Annotated in this window: 16 protein-coding genes and 4 tRNA genes; 16 read left to right on the top strand and 4 right to left on the bottom strand. The window is 56.6% G+C overall.

Annotation, left to right across the window (positions count from 1 at the left end; translation table 11 throughout):
* Positions 1 to 48: 48 nt before the first annotated feature.
* The 3 genes from GJU83_RS02115 to GJU83_RS02105 all read left to right on the top strand — a co-directional run bounded on the left by GJU83_RS02115 (position 49) and on the right by GJU83_RS02105 (position 3,130).
* On the top strand, positions 49 to 1,236 hold the full coding sequence (locus GJU83_RS02115; protein WP_153633560.1) for an amino acid ABC transporter permease: 1,188 nt from the start codon (positions 49 to 51) through the stop codon (positions 1,234 to 1,236).
* Positions 1,236 to 2,321, top strand: a complete 1,086-nt coding sequence (locus tag GJU83_RS02110) for an amino acid ABC transporter permease (protein ID WP_069183293.1) — start codon at positions 1,236 to 1,238, stop codon at positions 2,319 to 2,321. Before GJU83_RS02115 ends, GJU83_RS02110 begins: the two co-directional genes overlap by 1 nt.
* Positions 2,322 to 2,419: 98 nt before the next feature.
* The gene (locus tag GJU83_RS02105) at positions 2,420 to 3,130 is read left to right on the top strand and encodes an amino acid ABC transporter ATP-binding protein (protein WP_227514516.1); all 711 of its coding nucleotides are present in this window, start codon (positions 2,420 to 2,422) and stop codon (positions 3,128 to 3,130) included.
* 39 nt (positions 3,131 to 3,169) lie between these two features.
* Here the strand turns inward: GJU83_RS02105 and GJU83_RS02100 are convergent, their stop codons facing one another.
* Positions 3,170 to 3,895 (bottom strand): UDP-2,3-diacylglucosamine diphosphatase, encoded by a 726-nt coding sequence (locus GJU83_RS02100; protein WP_153633559.1) that lies wholly within the window; start codon positions 3,893 to 3,895, stop codon positions 3,170 to 3,172.
* Positions 3,892 to 4,392, bottom strand: coding sequence for a peptidylprolyl isomerase (locus tag GJU83_RS02095; RefSeq protein WP_069183295.1), 501 nt, complete (start codon positions 4,390 to 4,392; stop codon positions 3,892 to 3,894). Before GJU83_RS02095 ends, GJU83_RS02100 begins: the two co-directional genes overlap by 4 nt.
* A gap of 138 nt (positions 4,393 to 4,530) precedes the next feature.
* On the opposite strand from GJU83_RS02095, the gene GJU83_RS02090 reads away from it, so the two are divergent.
* The 3 genes from GJU83_RS02090 to GJU83_RS02080 all read left to right on the top strand — a co-directional run bounded on the left by GJU83_RS02090 (position 4,531) and on the right by GJU83_RS02080 (position 9,926).
* Positions 4,531 to 6,210, top strand: a complete 1,680-nt coding sequence (locus GJU83_RS02090; RefSeq protein ID WP_136631965.1) for a glutamine--tRNA ligase/YqeY domain fusion protein — start codon at positions 4,531 to 4,533, stop codon at positions 6,208 to 6,210.
* Complete coding sequence (gene cysS / locus GJU83_RS02085; protein ID WP_153633558.1) at positions 6,207 to 7,595, top strand: cysteine--tRNA ligase; 1,389 nt, start codon at positions 6,207 to 6,209, stop codon at positions 7,593 to 7,595. The genes GJU83_RS02090 and cysS overlap by 4 nt, the downstream gene beginning before the upstream one ends.
* A 150-nt stretch (positions 7,596 to 7,745) precedes the next feature.
* Positions 7,746 to 9,926, top strand: coding sequence for a malate synthase G (locus GJU83_RS02080; protein WP_153633557.1), 2,181 nt, complete (start codon positions 7,746 to 7,748; stop codon positions 9,924 to 9,926).
* A gap of 83 nt (positions 9,927 to 10,009) precedes the next feature.
* Here the strand turns inward: GJU83_RS02080 and folD are convergent, their stop codons facing one another.
* Positions 10,010 to 10,867, bottom strand: a complete 858-nt coding sequence (gene folD, locus GJU83_RS02075; protein WP_069183299.1) for a bifunctional methylenetetrahydrofolate dehydrogenase/methenyltetrahydrofolate cyclohydrolase FolD — start codon at positions 10,865 to 10,867, stop codon at positions 10,010 to 10,012.
* Positions 10,868 to 11,100: 233 nt separating this feature from the next.
* Between folD and GJU83_RS02070 the strand changes: the two genes are divergently transcribed.
* The 10 genes from GJU83_RS02070 (at position 11,101) to GJU83_RS02025 (ending at position 20,387) form a co-directional block, all read left to right on the top strand.
* Positions 11,101 to 11,177, top strand: a tRNA-Pro gene (locus GJU83_RS02070).
* Positions 11,178 to 11,209: 32 nt separating this feature from the next.
* Positions 11,210 to 11,286 (top strand) — tRNA-Arg (locus tag GJU83_RS02065).
* 76 nt (positions 11,287 to 11,362) lie between these two features.
* A tRNA-His gene (locus GJU83_RS02060) sits at positions 11,363 to 11,438 on the top strand.
* A 79-nt stretch (positions 11,439 to 11,517) separates the two neighbouring features.
* A tRNA-Leu gene (locus GJU83_RS02055) sits at positions 11,518 to 11,602 on the top strand.
* 222 nt (positions 11,603 to 11,824) lie between these two features.
* A complete protein-coding gene (tig, locus tag GJU83_RS02050) occupies positions 11,825 to 13,129 on the top strand; it encodes a trigger factor (protein ID WP_153633556.1) in 1,305 nt (434 codons plus the stop codon).
* Positions 13,130 to 13,300: 171 nt separating this feature from the next.
* Positions 13,301 to 13,936, top strand: coding sequence for an ATP-dependent Clp endopeptidase proteolytic subunit ClpP (gene clpP / locus GJU83_RS02045; protein WP_069183301.1), 636 nt, complete (start codon positions 13,301 to 13,303; stop codon positions 13,934 to 13,936).
* A 76-nt stretch (positions 13,937 to 14,012) separates the two neighbouring features.
* Positions 14,013 to 15,296 carry an ATP-dependent Clp protease ATP-binding subunit ClpX gene (gene clpX, locus GJU83_RS02040; RefSeq protein WP_008174598.1) on the top strand — a complete coding sequence of 428 codons (1,284 nt, stop codon included), beginning with the start codon at positions 14,013 to 14,015 and terminating at the stop codon, positions 15,294 to 15,296.
* 161 nt (positions 15,297 to 15,457) lie between these two features.
* The gene (gene lon, locus GJU83_RS02035; protein WP_153633555.1) at positions 15,458 to 17,875 is read left to right on the top strand and encodes an endopeptidase La; all 2,418 of its coding nucleotides are present in this window, start codon (positions 15,458 to 15,460) and stop codon (positions 17,873 to 17,875) included.
* Between the two features lie 238 nt (positions 17,876 to 18,113).
* The gene (locus tag GJU83_RS02030; RefSeq protein WP_008174603.1) at positions 18,114 to 18,386 is read left to right on the top strand and encodes a non-specific DNA-binding protein Hbs; all 273 of its coding nucleotides are present in this window, start codon (positions 18,114 to 18,116) and stop codon (positions 18,384 to 18,386) included.
* A gap of 156 nt (positions 18,387 to 18,542) precedes the next feature.
* Positions 18,543 to 20,387 carry a SurA N-terminal domain-containing protein gene (locus GJU83_RS02025; RefSeq protein ID WP_069183303.1) on the top strand — a complete coding sequence of 615 codons (1,845 nt, stop codon included), beginning with the start codon at positions 18,543 to 18,545 and terminating at the stop codon, positions 20,385 to 20,387.
* A gap of 78 nt (positions 20,388 to 20,465) precedes the next feature.
* Here the strand turns inward: GJU83_RS02025 and GJU83_RS02020 are convergent, their stop codons facing one another.
* Positions 20,466 to 20,894: an early set domain-containing protein gene (locus GJU83_RS02020; protein ID WP_083231773.1), complete on the bottom strand. Its 429-nt coding sequence runs from the start codon at positions 20,892 to 20,894 to the stop codon at positions 20,466 to 20,468.
* Positions 20,895 to 20,918: the final 24 nt, after the last annotated feature.

Raw genomic sequence — 20,918 nt, 5'->3', positions numbered from 1 at the left:
GGTGATCTCTGATGAAGTCAGCTGCAGGGAAGCCTTTCGGAACATTGCATGAAAAAACAAACAATTGATTCAAGACCTGCGGGGCCCAAGCCCTGGTATGACCCCCGGGTACGTTCACTCTTTTTCCAGGTTGTCGCCATAGCCCTCGTTTTCTGGGCTGGCTGGACACTGGTAGAAAACACGCTCGCCAACATGGAGAGCCGGGGCATCAGCACCGGTTTCGGCTTTCTTGATGAGACTGCCGGTTTCGGCATCATCATGAGCCTGATCCCTTACGATGCCACCATGACCTATGGCCGAACCTTCTGGGTTGGCCTGACCAATACCCTCCTGGTCTCCGCAATGGGCATCGTTGCTGCAACGATTCTCGGATTCATCATCGGCGTGGCCCGTCTGTCCAGTAACTGGCTGGTTGCCAAGGTGTCCCTCGTTTACATCGAGGTCATCCGGAATATCCCGTTACTGCTGCAGATTTTTTTCTGGTATTTCGCCGTTCTGGGCGCCTTGCCTTCGCCGCGCCAGAGTATCGATGTGGGCGGTACCATGTTTCTCAACAATCGCGGGCTTTATGTCCCGGAACCCCTGGCACAGGACGGTTTTGGGCTGGTCTGGGGGGCTCTGGCAATCGCCATTGCCGCAGTTGTTGGCATTCGAATCTGGGCCAAAAAGCGGCAGCTGGCTACTGGCCAGATCTTTCCCACCTTCAAGGTTGGTGTTGCACTTCTGGTCCTGTTGCCGGCAATTGCCTACTTCGCCGCAGGCAGCCCGCTCGAATGGGAAGTACCCGCACTGAGGGGCTTCAATTTTGGTGGTGGTATTACCATCATTCCCGAGCTTGCCGCCCTGTGGGTGGCGTTGTCGCTGTACACGGCCAGTTTTATCGCAGAGATAGTTCGGTCCGGTATCCTGTCAGTGAGCAAGGGCCAGACGGAAGCGGCCAAAGCGCTGGGACTCCCTAACGGACTTACGTTGCGCCTGGTTGTGATACCGCAGGCAATGCGCGTCATCATCCCGCCATTAACCAGTCAGTACCTGAACCTGGCGAAGAACTCATCCCTTGCGACGGCCATCGGCTATCCGGATCTCGTTGCAGTCTTCATGGGCACCACCCTTAACCAGACCGGGCAAGCGGTCGAGGTTGTAGCGATCACCATGGCGGTTTATCTCACGATCAGCCTCTCGATCTCGCTGTTCATGAATATCTACAACCGGGCTGTGGCGATTAAGGAGCGATGATGACTGAGTCAACCATGAAACCACCCAAGAAGGCGCTCAGTCCGATCAAGTGGATGCGAGAGCACCTGTTCTCAACCTGGTACAACGCCTTGCTGACCCTTGCCGTTGGCTATTTGCTGGTGACCAGTGTCGGCCCGCTGCTGAACTGGTTGCTGTTCGAAGCGAACTTCCAGGGCCAGGATGCGAGTGACTGTACTGGCGCGGGCGCGTGTTGGCTGTTTATCAGTCAGCGTCTGAATTTCTTCATTTACGGGTTCTACCCTGATGAGCTGCAGTGGCGTGTGGACGCCATGTTCCTGCTGCTGGCCATTGCGTTTGTACCCCAGTTCATCGAGCGGTTCCCTGGCCGCAAATGGCTCGGGATTTTCGGCATGACCGGCTTGCCCATCATCGGGTATTTCCTGATACCCGGCGGCACGTTCGGCCTTGAGGTTGTCGAGAGCACAAAATGGGGCGGCCTGATGCTGACCCTGATTCTCGCATACATCGGCATCCTCGCCTCTCTGCCTATTGGCATTCTACTGGCCCTTGGACGGCGCTCGGAGATGCCGATCATTCGTGGTCTGAGCGTGGTGTTCATCGAGGTCTGGCGGGCGGTGCCCCTGATCACAGTGCTGTTTATGGCCTCGGTGATGCTGCCGCTATTCCTCCCTGAAGGCGTCAACTTCGAAAAACTGGCACGGGCCCTGATTGGTATCACACTCTGGCAGTCTGCCTATATGGCGGAGGTCATCCGGGGTGGTCTGCAGGCCATTCCGCGGGGCCAGTATGAGGCAGCTGATGCCCTCGGGCTCGGCTACTGGCGGAAGATGGGGCTCGTTATTCTTCCCCAGGCGCTGAAAATGGTGATTCCGGGAATCGTGAATACCTTCATTTCACTGTTCAAGGACACCACGCTGGTTCTGATTATCGGCCTCTTCGATGTGCTTGGTACGGTCCAGTCCACTGTGACTGACCCCGCGTGGCAAAACGTTGCGATCGAAGGCTATGTCTTTGTCGCTTTCTGTTTCTGGGTCTTTTGCTTCGGCATATCCCGCTACAGTCAGAACCTTGAACGCAAACTCGACACCGGTCATAAAACCTGATGGGTAATCCAATGACAGAACAAACCCAGACATCCAACGTGACGTCCTCCGGGCAGGGCGACACCGACAAGAAACCCGATATCATCCGCGTGGAAGGGATGCACAAGTGGTACGGGGATTTTCACGTATTGAAGGACCTGAACCTGACAGTGGCCCAGGGCGAACGAATTGTTATCTGCGGGCCGTCCGGCTCCGGTAAATCGACGTTCATTCGCTGCATTAACCGGCTGGAAGAGCATCAACAAGGCAAAATCATCGTCGACGACGTTGAGCTGACGGATGATGTGCGCCAGATCGATACGGTTCGCCGGGAAGTCGGCATGGTATTCCAGCATTTCAACCTGTTCCCGCACCTGACCGTGCTCGAGAACTGTTGCCTTTCACCGATTTGGGTCCGCAAGATTCCTCGTAAAGAGGCGGAAGCGACGGCCATGGAGTATCTGGAGAGGGTAAAGATCCCCGACCAGGCTCTCAAATATCCCGGACAGTTGTCCGGCGGCCAGCAACAGCGGGTTGCGATTGCCCGAGCCCTGTGCATGAAGCCGAAAATCATGCTGTTCGATGAGCCAACGTCGGCGCTGGATCCCGAAATGATCAAGGAAGTGCTCGATGTCATGATTGAGCTAGCCGGCAGCGGCATGACGATGCTTTGTGTAACCCATGAGATGGGCTTTGCCAAAACCGTGGCCGACAGGGTCATCTTCATGGATGGTGGTGAGATTGTGGAGGAAGCACCACCGCACGAGTTTTTTACAAACCCGCAGGAAGCTCGGACCCAGAAGTTTCTCCAGCAGATACTGGCGCACTGAAGCAAAGGGCAAAAAAAACCGGGCATTTGCCCGGTTTTTTTATAACGGTTGTTTCTTCAGCTCTGGCTCTTTGCCAGGTTCCGCCTCGAGCCACCAGACGTTCTTGTCCCAGTCGCCCAGGACAATCCGCTTTGCCGGCAAGCCGTTGGCAATGAGCTCATGCACGGCGGGGCGGTGGGTGTGGCCATGAATCATGTGCTGGACACCGTGGGCTTCCATATCCTTGATCACTTCCTCCGGCGTTACGTCCATGATGAACTCTTCCTTGCCCTGATTTTTCGCCATGCTGATTTCCCTCAGCTGGCGGGCCATCTGCTGGCGGTCTTTCAGGGGGCGCTGGAGAATCATCTGTTGCCACTGGGGGTTGCGCATGTTGGCCCGGAACTTCTGGTACTCCACATCGGCCGTGCACAGGCTGTCGCCATGCATGAGGAGGGTAGGGGTACCGTGCAGATCGATTACCGTGGGGTCGTCCAGAAGGCTTGCGCCGGCCCGCTTGCAGAAATCCTCACCAATCAGAAAATCCCGATTGCCGTGCATCAGGAAGATGTCGGTGCCGCTATCCCTCAGTTTGCGCAGGGCAGCAGCAATCTGTTCCTGGAGCGGCGTGCGTTCGTCATCGCCGATCCAGGCCTCGAAGAAATCACCGAGGATATAGAGCTGATCAACGCCGCTGGCTGTCCCGTCGAGAAACCCCAGAAATGCCTCAGTAATATCCGGGCGGGATTCCTCAAGGTGAAGGTCTGAAATAAACAGCGTGGTCACGCGTCCTCCAGAACCTCAGCTTTTTCGATAACCACGTCATCGGCAGGCACGTCCTGGTGGCCCGCTCGCATGGTGGTGCGGACCGCGCGGATTGCGTTGACCGTGTCCATGCCCTCGACAACCTTGCCGAACACGCAGTAGCCCCAGCCTTCCGCGTTCTTGGCGGTGTGGTCGAGGAAGCCGTTATTCTCAACGTTGATAAAGAACTGGGCGGTAGCGGAGTGCGGGTCCATGGTGCGTGCCATGGCGATGGTGCCCTGCATGTTGCTCAGGCCGTTATCGGCTTCGTTCTGGATGGAATCGCGGGTTTTGCGCGGCGTCATGCCGGGCTCGAAGCCTCCGCCCTGAATCATGAAATTGCTGATCACACGGTGAAAAATGAGGCCATCGTAAAAACCGTCGCGAACGTACTGTTCAAAGTTCTTGGCGGTTTCCGGTGCCTTGTCATAGTCCAGTTCCAGCTTGATGTCACCGTAGTTGGTTGTCAGCAGAATCATCAGGTTTTCCTGTTCAGAAAGGTTAGGTACGTTACAGGGCCCATTGTACTCAAGAGTTTCCTGCTATGCATGAGTCCGGCAAGGATTTGTGAGTATAATACGCGGTTTAAGATTCACTCCCCTTTTAACAGAGATTGTATGAGCGCCGAGTCGAAGAAAGCCCACAACTTTATCCAGAGCCTGATCGAAGACGCCATCGCCAGCGGAGAGCATACCGGCAAGGTGGTCACCCGATTCCCGCCGGAGCCCAACGGTTACCTGCATATTGGTCATGCCAAATCGATCTGCCTGAATTTTGGCATCGCCGAGACCTTTTCCGGCGACTGCAACCTGCGGTTTGACGACACCAACCCGGAAAAGGAAAACCAGGAATACATCGACGCCATCAAACAGGATGTGGAGTGGCTTGGCTACGAGTGGGCCGGGGACGTTCGTTATGCCTCGGATTACTTTGATGCTCTCTATGAATTTGCCGAGGAGCTGATTACCCGGGACAAGGCCTATGTGTGCGCCCTGACAGCCGACGAAATGGCGGAGTACCGCGGAAGCCTGAAAGAGCCTGGCAGAAACAGCCCCTACCGGGACCGCCCTGTAGAAGAGAGTCTGCAGATGTTCCGCGACATGCGGGATGGAAAGTACCAGAACGGTGAGCTGGTGCTGCGGGCCAAGATCGATATGGCCTCGCCGAACATCAACATGCGGGATCCGATTCTTTATCGTATCCGTTACGCAGAGCACCATCAGACCGGTAACAAATGGTGCATCTACCCGATGTATGACTTCACGCATCCGATTTCAGACGCCATGGAGGGGATTACCCATTCCCTGTGCACCCTGGAATTCGAGGATCACCGGCCGCTGTATGACTGGGTTCTGGATAACATCTCCGGCCCCTGTCACCCACGCCAGATCGAGTTTGCCCGTCTGAACCTGAATTACACCATCACCTCGAAGCGCAAGCTCAAGCGACTGGTGGATGAGGGCGTGGTTGATGGCTGGAACGATCCCCGGATGCCAACCATTTCGGGCATGCGCCGGCGCGGGTATACACCGGAGTCCATCCGCACCTTCTGCGATATGATTGGCGTGAATAAGGCTGGCGGTACCGTGGATGTGGGCATGCTGGAGCACGCTATTCGCGAAGATCTGAACACTCGCGCACCGAGAGCCATGTGTGTCATGCGCCCGCTGAAAGTCACACTGACCAATTACCCGGCCGACAAGAGTGAAACCCTGATCCTGCCGGTTCATCCGCAGGACCCGGATATGGGCGAGCGGGAAGTGCCCTGGACCCAGACGCTTTTTATCGATCGGGAAGATTTTGAAATGGAGCCGCCGCGCAAATGGAAGCGGCTGGCGCCGGATCAGGCGGTGCGTCTGCGGGGCGGTTACGTAATGACCTGCCGCGAAGTGGTTCGTGATGACAACGGTGAGATCGTGGAGCTGAAATGCGAGTACGATCCCAACACCCTGGGTGTCAATCCTGAAGGCTATAAGCCCAACGGTGTTATCCACTGGGTTTCTGCCACCGATAGTGTGGAAGCAGACATCAATCTATACGACCGTCTGTTCAACCATGAATCCCCGGACAGTGACAAGGAAGGTGATTTGATGGATCACCTGAACCCGGAATCACTGGTGGTCCTGAAGGGTGCCCGGGTAGAGAAGAGTCTTGCCGCGCCCCGTACGGATCTTCCGTACCAGTTCGAGCGGGAAGGCTATTTCTTCTGCGATCAGGCCCATACCGAGGCTGCCGGTCGGCCGGTGTTCAACCGCACGGTTACGCTCAGGGATTCCTGGGGTAAGGGGGGCAAGTGATCCGCATCTACAACACGCTGACCCAGCAAAAGGAAGAGTTCCGGCCGATTGAGCCGGGCAAGGTGCGGATGTATGTCTGCGGGATGACCGTCTACGACTACTGCCACCTGGGCCATGCACGGGTGCTGGTGGCCTTTGACGTGATTACCCGTTACCTGCGCCACCGCGGCTATGACGTAAACTACGTTCGCAACATCACCGATATTGACGACAAGATCTTGCGCCGTGCGGATGAGAACGGTGAGCCCTACAACGAGCTTACCGACCGGATGATCAGGGCGATGCACGAAGATGAAGCCCGTCTTGGTGTGCTGTCTCCGGACGAAGAGCCCCGGGCGACTGCGTACATTGACGAAATCATCGCGATGATCCATAAGCTGATTGCCAGTGGCCACGCCTATGCGGCGGATAACGGTGATGTCTATTTTGCCGTTGATTCCTTCGAGGAATACGGCAAGCTCAGCAAGAAAAAACTGGAGGATCTGCTGGCGGGCGCGCGAGTTGACGTGCAGGAAGCCAAACGCAGTCCGGCGGATTTCGCGTTGTGGAAAGCGGCCAAGGCAGGGGAGGTCAGCTGGCCCTCGCCCTGGGGCGATGGTCGTCCCGGCTGGCACATCGAGTGTTCGGCCATGTCTACCTGCTGCCTAGGCGACACCTTCGATATTCACGGCGGTGGTCCGGACCTGCTGTTCCCTCATCATGAGAACGAGATCGCACAGTCTGAATGTGCCACCGGCCACACCTTTGTTAATACCTGGATGCACGCCGGCGCTATCCGGGTAAACAAGGAAAAGATGTCCAAGTCCCTCGGCAACTTCTTCACAATCCGGGAAATCATGGAGAAGTACCCGGCAGAGGTGGTTCGCTACTTCCTGGTGTCCAGCCACTACCGCAGCCAAGTGGATTACTCAGAGGAAAATCTGGCCGAGGCTGGCCGCACGCTCACCCGGCTCTACCATGCGCTGAGGGGAGTTGTGCCTGCCAAGGCTGCTGATGTGCCGGAATCCGAGCACGACGAGCGGTTTGCCGAGGCGATGGACGATGACTTCAATACCGCCGGTGCCATTGCTGTCCTGCACGCGGTTGCCAACGAGATTAATCAACATCGCCGGGATGGCCGTGAAGAGGACGCCAAGTACAGCGCGGCGATTCTGGTCAGGCTGGGCGGTGTTCTGGGTTTGCTGCAGCAGGACCCCGAGGCGTTCTTCCAGGCGGACACGGGTAGTGAACTCAGCGCAGAAGACATTGAAGCGATGATCCAGGCCCGGGCCGATGCCCGAAAGGCGAAGAATTTTGCCGAGGCCGACCGGATCCGCGACGAGCTACTCGAGAAGGGTATTATTCTGGACGATTCCCGAGAGGGGACGAGCTGGCGTAAAGCCTGAATTTCCGGGAGATGCTGGTTGGTCAGACCAGTTTTGCGCGTGCAGGCATGATCTTGTAAGGATTTTCCCTTACAATGCGGCGCTCAAATTAGAATGCCCCCTCAAGATGAAGGGGGAGTCGGGAAACGTAACCCACTGAGGCAGACAACGATGACAGAACGCGTACAAATCGGCGGCATTCAGGTCGCAAAGAATCTGTATGATTTCGTGAACAATGAAGCGATCCCGGGCACAGGGGTCGGTGCCGATAAATTCTGGGCAGAATTCGACAAGATCGTGAACGAGCTGGCGCCACGCAACCGTGAGCTGCTGGCCAAGCGTGATGCGATCCAGGAAAAAATGGACAGCTGGAACCGTGATCACAAGGGTCAGAAGCTGGACATGGCCGAGTACAAGTCCTTCCTGAAAGACATCGGTTATCTCGTTGACGAGCCTTCCGAATTCAAGATCTCCACCTCCAATGTGGATCCGGAGGTGGCCACCATGGCCGGCCCGCAGCTGGTGGTTCCGATCATGAACGCCCGGTTTGCGCTCAACGCGGCGAACGCGCGCTGGGGTAGCCTGTACGATGCCCTTTACGGTACCGATGCGATCTCCGAAGAAGGCGGCGCCGACAAAGGCCGTGGTTACAACCCGGTTCGCGGGGCCAAAGTTATCGAATGGGCCCGTAACCTGCTCGACAGCTCCGCGCCTCTGGCCTCAGGCAGCCATAAAGATGCTGCCAAGTATCTGGTTGAAGGTGGCAAGCTGGTCGTCAAGCTGCAGAATGGTGAGACCACCGGTCTGAAAGACGAAGCCGGCTTTGTCGGCTACACCGGTGCTGCCGACGCGCCCACCGGCGTGCTGCTGGTCAAGAACGGCATGCACTTCGAAATCCAGATCGACGCCAGCCACCCGATTGGCAAAGACGACGGCGCTAACGTCAAAGACGTGCTGATGGAGTCTGCTCTGACCACCATCATGGACTGCGAAGATTCGGTAGCGGCCGTAGACGCTGACGACAAGGCACTGGCTTACCGCAACTGGCTTGGCCTGATGAAGGGTGACCTGCAGGAAACCTTTGAAAAAGGTGGCGAGCAGCTGACCCGCAAGATGAACGCTGACCGCACCTACACGGCAGCCGACGGCAGTGAGCTGAGCCTGAAAGGTCGAAGCCTGATGTTTATCCGTAACGTCGGCCACCTGATGACCAACCCTGCCATCCTGCTGAAGGACGGCAACGAAGTGCCGGAAGGCCTGATGGACGGTCTGATCACGTCGCTGATCGCCATTCACGACATGAAGGGCAACGGCAAGTTCCAGAACAGCACCAAAGGCTCCATGTACATCGTGAAGCCGAAGATGCACGGACCGGAAGAGGTGGCGTTCACCAACGAATTCTTCGGCCGTGTTGAAGATGCGCTTGGTCTGCCGCGCTTCACCCTGAAGGTCGGCATTATGGACGAGGAGCGTCGTACCACGGTTAACCTGAAAGCCTGTATCCATGCCGCCAAAGAGCGCGCCGTATTCATTAATACCGGCTTCCTGGACCGCACCGGTGACGAGATCCATACCTCCATGGAATTGGGTCCGTTTATCCGCAAGGGCCCGATGAAGCAGGCAACCTGGATCAACGCCTACGAGCAGTGGAATGTGGACATTGGCCTGGAAACCGGTTTCCGTGGTGTTGCCCAGATTGGTAAGGGCATGTGGGCCATGCCTGACCTGATGGCCGGCATGCTGGAAGCAAAAATCGGCCATCCGAAGGCCGGCGCGAACACAGCCTGGGTTCCGTCTCCCACGGCGGCCACGCTGCATGCAACTCACTACCACCAGGTGAACGTGGCTGATGTCCAGAAGCAGCTGGAAAGCCGCACTCGTGCAGCACTGGAGGACATTCTGACAGTGCCTGTAATGGATGATCCGGCCTCCCTGAGTGCCGAAGATATCCAGCAGGAACTGGACAACAATGCCCAGGGTATCCTCGGTTACGTTGTTCGCTGGATCGATCAGGGCGTTGGCTGCTCCAAGGTACCTGACATCAATGATGTGGGCCTGATGGAAGATCGCGCCACGCTGCGTATCGCTTCCCAGTTGCTGGCCAACTGGCTGCATCATGGTATCTGCTCCGAAGAGCAGATCATGGAAACCATGAAGCGCATGGCTGCGGTGGTCGACAAGCAGAACGCCGGTGATTCGGCCTACCGCCCAATGGCCGGGAACTTTGATGACAGTGTCGCCTTCCAGGCAGCGCTGGATCTGGTTCTCAAGGGCCGCGAGCAGCCCAACGGCTACACCGAGCCGCTGCTGCACGCCTACCGTCTGAAGGCGAAAGCCAAGTACGGACAGTAAGCGCTAAGCATAAAAAAACCCCGCCTCGGCGGGGTTTTTTGTGGCTTGCTGGATTAGGCGGAGCCGTAATCCAACACCTCGGCTCAGTCCTTGTGCAGAACATCCGCGGCATACAGTGTATTCTGCAGCAGGGTGGCAATGGTCATCGGCCCGACGCCACCGGGAACCGGTGTGATGTAGGCGGCGCGCTCTGAAGCCGCTGCGAAATCTACATCGCCATGCAGCTTTCCGTCTTCCATCCGGTTGATGCCCACATCAATCACAGTTGCTCCCGGCTTTACCCAGTCGCCCTTGATCAGGCCGGGCTTGCCGACTGCAGCGACCAGGATGTCGGCTTCCCGGACAAACTTCTCAAGATCTGGTGTGAAGCGGTGACAAACCGTTGTCGTGGCACCTTTCAATAGCAGCTCCATGCTCATGGGGCGACCGACAATATTGGAAGCGCCGACAATCACGGCATGCTGGCCCTTGTAAGGCGTGTCAATGCTGTCGAGCAGGGTGATAATGCCAGCCGGTGTGCATGGGCGCAGGGTGGGCTTGCGCTGCATCAGGCGGCCGATGTTATACGGGTGAAAGCCGTCGACGTCTTTGTCCGGGCGGATCTTGACCAGAATCGGGTCTGCATCCAGATGAGCAGGCAATGGAAGCTGTACCAGGATTCCATCTACGGTCGGGTTTTCATTCAGCTCATCAATCAGCGCCTCGAGTGCTTCCTGGGAAGTGTCTTCCGGCAGATCGTATGAGAGGGAGAGGATTCCGGCCTGGTCGCACGCCTTGCGTTTGTTGCCTACGTATACATGGGATGCGGGATCGTTGCCGACCAGTACCACGGCCAGCCCGGGGGCTCTCAGGCCTTGCTGGGTTCGTGCTTCCACCCCTGCGGCGACTTGCTGTCTTACTTCGGCGGCAATCTCTTTTCCGTTGATCAGTTTGGCGGTCATGTCTCGTCTTGTCGGTTGGGCATCGGTAAATTGGAGGTGGGGCATTGTCTCATGCTTCCAGGCGAACTCCAATTGAACGGGCGCCTGACCGGGCGCGGAGGAACTTTCGGCACCGCACTTTGTCATTGAAGAGGCTGTTGTTTCAGGGAATTTGGAAATCCGTGTTGACGGAACCCTCCGGCGCCGGTAATATGCGCGCCAACTTTGCTGAGGCACTTGTTGTTCAGTTCAAACGGGGTATAGCGCAGTCTGGTAGCGCGCCTGCTTTGGGAGCAGGATGTCGGGAGTTCGAATCTCTCTACCCCGACCATTTTCTGAATGTTCAGGTGGGCGAACGGTCAAGCGCCCGTAGCTCAGCTGGATAGAGCATCCGCCTTCTAAGCGGATGGTCGCAGGTTCGAGTCCTGCCGGGCGCGCCATCAAGTCGTCGGCTTGGTCCGCGCCGGAGCGACCGTAACCAGCAAAGTTGAAAAGTAAAAGGCATGTCCCGATGTGGTGGACGTAGCTCAGTTGGTAGAGCTCAGGATTGTGACTCCTGCGGTCGAGGGTTCGAACCCCTTCGTCCACCCCACTTTTCTTTCAGAGTTGATTCCGCGTTTGTTGAATAGGTTGATGGCAGTCTGGCCATCGGGCATTCTTCATTCTGTTGTGCGCGAGTGGCGGAACTGGTAGACGCGCTGGATTTAGGTTCCAGTGGGGCAACCCGTGAGAGTTCGAGTCTCTCCTCGCGCACCACCCCTTTCTTTTTTTTCGTTCGTCCCCATTTATGTCTTCAAGATTCGGCCGGTTCCGTGATTGGGCAGCATCAAACTGCTTTGCAGGGTGATTCTCTCGGCGGTGCAAAGCATGATAAACTACCGGCTTTTAATTTTCGGTCCTTTCTTGGGAATCGCCCCGAAATCGGACTTTTAGGTTTAATTTCATTCACATACCGAACCTGTAATTTGAGGATCTTCCATGCAAGTGTCTGTTGAAACGACCTCCAACATCGAGCGTCGCATGACGATTGGTGTGCCCGCCCAGGAAATCGACCAGGCGGTCCAGAAACGCCTGCAGGAAACCGCGCGTACCGTGCGCCTGAACGGTTTCCGCCCGGGCAAGGTGCCCATGAGCGTCGTCAAGCGTCGTTTCGGTGACAGCGTCCGCCAGGAAATCGTTGGCGAGGTTATGCGCGACAACTACATCAAGGCACTGCAGGAGCAGGATATCAACCCGGCGGGCTGGCCGAAGTTCGAGCCCAAGACGATGGAAGAGGGCAAGGATCTGGAATTCGTTGCCATCGTCGAAGTGCTGCCCGAAATCGAACTGGGCGATCTGAGCAAGATCTCCGTTGAAAAGCTCACTTCCGAGATCACCGACAAAGACGTCGACAACATGATCGACAACCTGCGTCGTCAGCAGGCCACCATGAAAGAAGTCAAGCGCAAGTCCAAGAACAAGGACGTGTTGACCATTGACTTCAAAGGTTTCATCGATGGTGAAGAGTTTGAAGGCGGCGCCGCTGAAGGCCATCGCCTGACTCTGGGCTCCGGCCAGATGATTCCGGGCTTTGAGAAAGCCATCGTTGGTGGAAAGGCCGGCGAAGACATGGAAATCGAGGTGACCTTCCCGGAGGATTACCACAACGAAGAGCTGGCAGGTAAGCCGGCCAAGTTCGAGATCAAGATTCACAAGGTCGAAGAGCCGCAGTTGCCCGAACTAGACACCGAATTCTTCAAGAAGTTCGGTATCGATGCTGAAGACGAAGCGACCTTTCGCGAAGAAGTCAAAAAGAACATGGAGCGTGAGCTCAAGCAGGCGGTTTCTAACAAGGTCAAGAACGACGTTGTTGACGGACTGCTGGAAACCACCGAGCTGGATATTCCGTCTGCTCTGGTTGACCAGGAAATCGATCGCCTGCGTCAGGATGCCGTTCAGCGCTTTGGCGGCCAGGTTGATTTCCAGCAGCTGCCGAAGGAAATTTTCCAGGAGCAGGCGGAGCGTCGCGTGAAGACCGGCCTGCTGTTCCAGGAAGTGGTCAAGAAGAACGACCTGAAGGCCGATCCGGCAAAAGTAGACGAAAAGATCCAGGAAATCGCGTCTACGTATGAACAGCCTGAAGAGGTTGTTGCTCACTTCAACAGCAACCCGGAGCAGAAGAGCCAGATCGAGTCTTCTGTTCTGGAGGATGCGGTTGTTGACCATGTGCTGGAGCAGGCGAAGGTCAAAGAGAAGAAGGTCAAGTACGAAGAGGCCGTTCAGGCCGGTCAGCCCCAGCGCTGATTTTGCCCGGGATCGGTCAAAAGCCGGTCCCGATGGCCGACCCAGAGAACAGCCGGCATGTCCGGCTGTTTTCATCTGGGGCCGCTGCTGGCAAAGTATAAGGTGCAATACTTTTGAAACTGCCGTGGAGCGAGTCCACGACCCATTGTCCATAAGGAGTTCAGGCGCATCATGACGCAGAAACCAATCGATGGTCCCGCAATGGTTACCAATTCAGGACTGGTGCCGATTGTTATCGAGCAGACAGCTCGCGGCGAGCGGTCGTTCGACATTTATTCCCGCTTGCTCAAGGAGCGGGTAATCTTCATGGTGGGCCCGGTAGAGGACCACATGGCGAACCTGATCGTGGCCCAGCTCCTGTTCCTCGAGTCTGAGAACCCGGACAAGGACATTCATCTTTATATCAACAGCCCGGGCGGTTCGGTCACTGCGGGTATGTCCATCTACGACACCATGCAGTTCATAAAGCCGGACGTAGCGACCCTGTGTGTAGGTCAGGCTGCGAGCATGGGTGCATTCCTGCTCGCCGGCGGTGCGGCCGGAAAGCGGGCCTGTTTGCCCAACTCCCGCGTGATGATTCATCAGCCGCTGGGTGGTTACCAGGGGCAGGCAACGGACATTGAGATTCACACCCGGGAAATCCTGAAGATCCGGCATACCCTGAACTCCATCCTGGCCCATCATACCGGGCAGGATCTGGAGACAATCGCCAAGGATACCGACCGTGACAACTTCATGGATCCGGGCCAGGCAAAAGAGTATGGGCTGATTGATTCAATACTTGATAAGCGCGTACCGAATAAATAATACTGGAACTAATCGCATCATACTTGGCCGGCGTATCAGGCAGTGACGCCGGCAAAACGAGATCAGAGGTATTTCAATGGCAGATGAAAGAAACGGCAGGGGCGACGATAACGGCAAGTTGCTTTACTGCTCGTTTTGTGGAAAGAGCCAGCATGAAGTCCGAAAGCTCATTGCAGGGCCCTCGGTGTTCATCTGCGACGAGTGCGTCGACCTGTGCAACGACATTATCCGGGAAGAGATCCAGGAGAACGCGCAGGAAGAGCCGAGCGATCGCCTTCCTACACCGGCCGAGATCCGCAATACCCTTGATGAATACGTCATCGGTCAGGACCGGGCCAAGGTTGTGTTGTCTGTTGCGGTCTATAACCACTACAAACGTCTTCGTTACGGCGAGGGCAAGGGTGATGTCGAGCTCGGCAAGAGTAACATCCTGCTGATCGGCCCGACCGGCAGTGGTAAGACGCTGCTTGCAGAGACCCTGGCGCGGATGCTGAATGTTCCCTTTACCATTGCCGACGCCACCACGCTGACGGAAGCCGGTTACGTGGGTGAGGATGTCGAGAACATCATCCAGAAGCTGCTGCAGAAGTGCGATTACGATGTCGACAAGGCCCAGCGCGGTATTGTCTATATCGATGAGATTGACAAGATCTCCCGCAAGTCAGACAACCCGTCTATTACTCGGGATGTCTCCGGCGAGGGTGTTCAGCAGGCACTTCTGAAGCTGATCGAAGGCACCGTTGCGTCGGTCCCGCCACAGGGTGGTCGCAAGCATCCGCAGCAGGAATTCCTGCAGGTTGATACCGGCAACATGCTGTTTATCTGCGGTGGTGCTTTTGCGGGCCTCGACAAGGTGATTCGCGAGCGTACTGAAAAGAACAGCATTGGTTTCTCTGCATCGGTCGCCAGTCAGGATGATGCCAAGAATACGGGCGACGTCATCAAGGACGTGGAGACTGAGGATCTGGTGAAATACGGCCTGATTCCAGAGTTCGTGGGCCGTTTGCCGGTCGTGGCAACCCTCAACGAACTGGACGAGGAAGCGCTTGTTCAGATTCTGACCGAGCCCAAGAACTCCCTGACCAAGCAGTACCAGAAACTGTTTGATATGGAAGGTGTTGAACTGGATTTCCGTGAAGACGCCTTGCGGGCGGTTGCCCGGAAGGCCATGGAGCGCAAAACCGGCGCCCGTGGTTTGCGTTCCATCATGGAAGCGACGCTGCTGGACACCATGTACCAGATTCCCTCCGAGCATGACGTAACCAAGGTTGTGATCGATGAGAGCGTAATCAGTGGGGATTCCGAGCCCTTCAAGATTTACGCGAGCAGTGATCACGCCAAGGCTGTGCCCGAGGATTGAGTCTGGCTCATCGGTTGAAATGAAAAGGGGCGGCGACGCCCCTTTTCGCGTTTTGTATCCCGAGTTTCCTGCCCTGTTTCGTTTGGTAAAAAGATTGCAATTTTTGCGGGCGCCCCAATGAAGGGTGATATGCTGAAAGAAATACCGTCAGAGGATTCCCAATGACCCGTATACCCGAAAATGCCGTGCAAGAATACCCGCTGCTTCCGCTGCGTGACGTAGTGGTGTTTCCGCACATGGTGGTCCCGCTGTTCGTGGGCCGAGAAAAATCCATTCAGGCTCTGGAAGCCGCAATGGAAGGAAGCAAGGAAATCCTCCTGGTAGCCCAGAAAGACGCTTCCACCGATGAACCCGGCCCGAAGGATGTGTTCGAGATGGGCACCCTGGCCACGGTCCTGCAAATGCTTCGCCTGCCCGACGGCACCGTCAAGGTGCTGGTGGAGGGTAACGCACGGGCCACCATCAGCGATATTACCGAGGGCGAATTCCTGTCCGGTGGCGCAGTCCTTATGGATGAAGAAGGCTTGCCCGAGCGCGAGCAGGAGGTTCTGGTAAAGACTTTGATGGATGAGTTTGAAAAGTACGTAAAACTCTCCAAGAAGGTACCCTCTGAAGTCTCCAATGCGCTTACCGGTATTGAAGAGTTGGAGCGCCTGGCCGACACCATGGCCGCGCACCTGGAAATGCGTATTCCTGAAAAGCAGGAGCTCCTGGAAGCTCTGGACATCCGCAAGCGCGTGGACCTTCTGCTGGGCAAACTCGACGGCGAAATCGATCTGATTGAGGTCGAGAAACGCATCCGTGGCCGCGTCAAGAAGCAGATGGAGCGCAGCCAGCGCGAGTACTATCTGAATGAGCAGATGAAGGCTATCCAGAAGGAAATGGGTAACCTGGGCGAAGGCAATAACGACTTTGAAGAACTGGAACAGAAGCTCGAGGAAGCCGGCCTTCCGGAAGAAGCCCGCAAGAAAACCGAAACCGAACTGAACAAGCTCAAGATGATGTCGCCGATGTCTGCGGAGGCGACCGTCGTTCGGGGGTATATCGACTGGATGCTGGCCATTCCCTGGAAGAAGCGGAGCCGTGTCCGTCACGACATCGAAAAAGCCCGGGAGATCCTCGATAAGGACCACTACGGCCTGGATGAGGTCAAGAAGCGTATTCTGGAATACCTGGCGGTTCAGAGTCGTGTGAAGAAGGTCAAAGGCCCGGTGCTTTGCCTGGTGGGACCTCCTGGTGTTGGTAAGACTTCACTCGGGCAGTCCATCGCCCGCGCTACCAATCGGAAATACACCCGCATGGCCCTGGGCGGCGTTCGCGATGAAGCTGAAATCCGTGGTCACCGGAAAACCTACATCGGTGCGCTACCGGGCAAGCTTCTGCAGAAGTTGTCCAAGGTGGGCGTGAAAAACCCGCTGTTCCTGTTCGATGAGATCGACAAGATGGGTATGGATCACCGTGGTGATCCGGCATCAGCGCTGCTTGAGGTTCTGGACCCGGAGCAGAATCACACGTTCAACGATCACTATCTGGAAGTGGATTACGATCTCTCCGATGTGATGTTCGTGTGCACCTCCAACTCCATGAACATTCCGCCGGCGCTGCTGGACCGGATGGAAATCATCCGGATCCCGGGGTATACCGAAGACGAGAAGGTCAACATCGCCCTGCGGTATCTGTTGCCCAAGCAGATCAAGGCGAACGGGCTGCGCAAGGACGAGTTGAAGCTGCCCGAGGATACTCTCCGCGACCTGATCCGCTACTACACCCGTGAAGCCGGCGTGCGCGGCCTGGAGCGTGAGATCGCGAAGATCTGCCGCAAGGTGGTACGCGACCATGTGGAGAGTGGTGAAAAGGCGTCTGTGACCCTGACTCAGGACATGCTCGAGGACTACTCGGGGGTCAAGAAATTCAAGTACGGCCTCGCCGAGGAAAAGAACGAGATTGGTCAGGTGACCGGTCTGGCGTGGACCCAGGTGGGCGGCGAACTGCTGCACATTGAATGCGCGCTTACGCCTGGCAAGGGCCGGGTGGTCAAGACCGGTTCCCTGGGTGATGTGATGCAGGAGTCCATCCAGACAGCCTTGACGGTGGTACGCAGTCGCGCGCCCGGTCTGGGTATCGCGGATGACTTCCACGAGAAACACGATCTGCACGTCCACGTACCGGAGGGTGCTACACCGAAAGACGGTCCGAGTGCGGGTATCGGTATGTGCACGGCACTGGTTTCGTCTCTGACCAAGATTCCGGTTCGCGCCGACGTTGCGATGACCGGTGAGATCACTCTGCGCGGTCGTGTACTGGCCATCGGCGGTCTGAAGGAAAAGCTGTTGGCGGCGCATCGGGGTGGCATCAAGACAGTGATTATTCCTGATGAAAATGTCCGGGATCTCAAAGAGATACCGGAGAACATCAAGGAATCGCTGGAGATTCGCCCGGTGAAGTGGATTGACGAAGTGCTGGATATTGCGCTGGCGTATCCACCCGAGCCCAGGGCCGAGGATTCGTCCCCGGAAACCGGGTCTGGTAAGCCGCGTGACGAAGACGGTGACGCGTCAGAACGCATAAATACACATTAAAGCCTTGATGAGTTGTTGACATGCCTGAGAGCCCATTGGTATAACTGTTTCGCCGTGAAGCAGCCAATACCAAGGGCTCCCGCGCAGTTAGTGCCTATTCCGAATGCCGGTATAAAGCCGAAAGGAATAAGAAAACTGAAGAATGGAATTCTCTGACCGCTTATGCGATAGTCGAGAACGTCCGAGAAAAAACAAACCAACCTATAACATCTTCAACCTGAAATCGAAGGGGTTTAGTGTGAACAAGTCCGAACTTATCGATGCAATTGCAGAGTCCGCAGATATCTCCAAAGCCGCCGCTGGCCGTGCTCTGGACGCAATGACCAACTCCATCACCGGTGCCCTGAAAAAAGGCGATCAGGTAACTCTGATCGGTTTTGGTACCTTCTCCGTTAAAGAGCGTGCTGCTCGTACCGGTCGTAACCCGCAGACTGGTGCCGAGATCAAGATTCCGGCCTCCAAAGTGCCTGGGTTCAAAGCAGGCAAGGCCCTGAAAGACGCCGTTAAGTAACGGTTCTTTCTCCGGTGGCTCCTGTCACAGGGGGCCACCCAAGAAGAATTCAAGGCGCATTCCACTCAGGGTGCGCCTTTTTACGTTAGGTCCGCCCGTAACAGCGCGCTGAAACGAATAACACTGCACGACCTTGAACAGGGATCCGGGAGAAACATGCTTCAAGATATTCGGGAAAATGCCCAGGGCACGATTGCCAAGATCATCATTGGTCTTCTGATTGTGTCGCTATCCATCTGGGGAATGGACGCCATTGTTGGCGGCTTCTCTGGCGAGCCAGAGGTGGCAACGGTCAACGGCGAGGATATTACCGAGCGGGAGTTTCTCCGCGTGGTGCAGATGGAGAGTCAGCGCCGGCTATCCAGAATGGAAACCCCCGATCCTTCCATGCTCAACGAAGACCAGATCCGCACGGATGTACTGGATTCCCTGATCCAGGAGCAGGTCCTGATCCAGGACGCCAACGCACAGGGTCTGGAACTCAATGATGCGGATATCGATGCCTTGATCACCCAGATGCCGCAGTTCCAGGTGGATGGACAGTTCAACCGTGACCGTTTCGTTTCCACGGTGCGCAACATGGGCATGGGTGTCGGTGAGTTCCGGGAAGCCATGCGCAAGCAGTACGTGGTTAACCAGATCCGTGCCGGCATCGTCCAGAGTGGTCTGGTTGCCGATGAAAACGCCGAGCAACTGCTCCAGATCCAGAATCAGACCCGGAGCTTCCGGGTACTGGATATTCCCGCCAGTTCCGTGGCGGATAGCATCTCGGTTACGGACGCCGACATCGAAACCTTCTATGAAGAGAATTCAGGGGCGTTCCAGAAGCCGGAGCGGGTCGATGCCGCTTATATTACCTTGTCCCAGGGTGCCCTCGCTGAGAGCATCGAAATTGACGATGCGGAGCTTCAGGCCTATTACGAGCGGCGGTCGGCTGATCTGGCGAGCGAGGAGCGTCGTGCGTCGCACATCCTGATCGAAGACGGCAGAGAAGCAGACGAAACCATGGCGACGATCCAGGAGCGCCTGGCGGCCGGTGAATCCTTTGCCGATCTGGCCCGGGAGTATTCGATTGACGCCGTCTCTGCGGAGGACGGCGGCGATCTGGGTTACGCTGGCCGCGGTATTTACGCCGAGGCCTTTGAGGAGGCGTTGTTTGCCCTTGAGGAAGGGGAGATTTCCGAGCCGGTTCGTACGTCCTTCGGTGTCCATCTGATCCGTCTGGAAGATGTTAGAGAGTCCGAGGTGCCGTCTCTGGCTGAAATGGAAGAGCAACTCCGTCGTGAACTGGCTCGCGAACAGGCCAGGGAGCGTTTTGCGGAAGTCCGTGCCGAACTTGCCGACTCTGCCTATGCAGCCGATGACCTGGCCGGCCCTGCGGAAGAACTGGGTCTGGAAGTGCGAGAGGCCACGGGCATCACCCGTGACGGTGGCCAGGCTCCATTTGATCATGCCGGCCTGGTTCGACAGCTGTTCTCCGAGGATGTCCTGGAGGCCGGCTACAATACCGAGCTGATTGATGTGGGTGACAACGTCTCCGTTGTCGCGCGGGTTCGTGAGTACCACGAGGCCGAGCAGTTGCCGCTGGACGAGGTTCGTGATCAGATCCGTGCCACGCTTGAGCAACGCAAGACCCGTGAAGCGCTCTCCGAAAGGGCCGATACGATTATCGCTGAGCTTGAAGCTGGCAATACCCCCGAGGGTATTGGAGAGTGGGCGAGCTATGAGGGTCTTGCCAGGAACGCCTCGGATGTTGGGCCTGCCATCATGCAACAGGTTTTCTCTCTGCCCCGTCCTGCCGACGATGCCCGTTACGGCAAGGCTGTGACGCCGAATTCAGCCGCAGTGATCGCTTTGGACGAGGTTACCGACGGTCAGGTGGCCGAAGAAAGCACCGAGCTGAACCAGCTCCGTGAGTTCCTGGCGTCGCTTGAAGGCCAGCGTGAATACGCCGCTTACCAGCAGTTCCTGAGGAATCGGGCAGAGGTCGAGAGACCCTGATGTCCGCTCCATGAAAGAGGGCGCCTAATGGCGCCCAGAGAAAGCGAAAAGCCCGGTGCCTATGCCCGGGCTTTTCTGTTATTCGGCCTTCTTGATGTAGACCTGAGGCACCTCACCGGAGGTGTCAAAGAAAAAACCGTAGACCGCCGACTCCGGCGGGGTAAAGCGGAAGTTCTCGAACACGGCGGAACAGTTCGCGTTTACCGGCGTGTCGAGCTCCACCACCTTGTCGTCGGCCTCCGAGAGATAGCCGCAGTTTGTGCCGCTGCTCCAGTTGGCATCGCCAAACTTGAACTCGTAAGGCTGGCCATCCGCTTTCAGTTCCACTTCAGTCCGGTACAGTCCGCTGTCGACCTTCTTTACCTTGTATTCGGGCAGTGCATCCCACCAGGCAAACTGGCCTCTGAGATAGAGGGATTCGCTGTAATCCCGCTCACCTCCGGTGGTCGCACAACCAGTGACGGCCAGGACGGAAGCGAGCGCGAGAGTATGGCGTTTCATGTTCATGGGTATTCTCCTTCTTTTTGTAGA

The organism is Marinobacter salsuginis, from assembly GCF_009617755.1.
GTDB classification, from domain to species: Bacteria; Pseudomonadota; Gammaproteobacteria; order Pseudomonadales; family Oleiphilaceae; genus Marinobacter; species Marinobacter salsuginis.
This window is presented reverse-complemented; position numbering and strand designations above follow the sequence as displayed.

Bases quoted from the DNA above. Each gene is read 5' to 3' on its own strand.
- clpP (WP_069183301.1), top strand. From the start codon at position 13,301: ATGACGCAGAAACCAATCGATGGTCCCGCAATGGTTACCAATTCAGGA.
- clpX (WP_008174598.1), top strand. From the start codon at position 14,013: ATGGCAGATGAAAGAAACGGCAGGGGCGACGATAACGGCAAGTTGCTT.
- GJU83_RS02025 (WP_069183303.1), top strand. From the start codon at position 18,543: ATGCTTCAAGATATTCGGGAAAATGCCCAGGGCACGATTGCCAAGATC.
- GJU83_RS02095 (WP_069183295.1), bottom strand. From the start codon at position 4,392: ATGATTCTGCTGACAACCAACTACGGTGACATCAAGCTGGAACTGGAC.
- folD (WP_069183299.1), bottom strand. From the start codon at position 10,867: ATGACCGCCAAACTGATCAACGGAAAAGAGATTGCCGCCGAAGTAAGA.
- lon (WP_153633555.1), top strand. From the start codon at position 15,458: ATGACCCGTATACCCGAAAATGCCGTGCAAGAATACCCGCTGCTTCCG.
- GJU83_RS02115 (WP_153633560.1), top strand. From the start codon at position 49: ATGAAAAAACAAACAATTGATTCAAGACCTGCGGGGCCCAAGCCCTGG.
- tig (WP_153633556.1), top strand. From the start codon at position 11,825: ATGCAAGTGTCTGTTGAAACGACCTCCAACATCGAGCGTCGCATGACG.
- GJU83_RS02105 (WP_227514516.1), top strand. From the start codon at position 2,420: ATGCACAAGTGGTACGGGGATTTTCACGTATTGAAGGACCTGAACCTG.
- GJU83_RS02090 (WP_136631965.1), top strand. From the start codon at position 4,531: ATGAGCGCCGAGTCGAAGAAAGCCCACAACTTTATCCAGAGCCTGATC.
- GJU83_RS02080 (WP_153633557.1), top strand. From the start codon at position 7,746: ATGACAGAACGCGTACAAATCGGCGGCATTCAGGTCGCAAAGAATCTG.
- GJU83_RS02020 (WP_083231773.1), bottom strand. From the start codon at position 20,894: ATGAACATGAAACGCCATACTCTCGCGCTCGCTTCCGTCCTGGCCGTC.
- GJU83_RS02110 (WP_069183293.1), top strand. From the start codon at position 1,236: ATGACTGAGTCAACCATGAAACCACCCAAGAAGGCGCTCAGTCCGATC.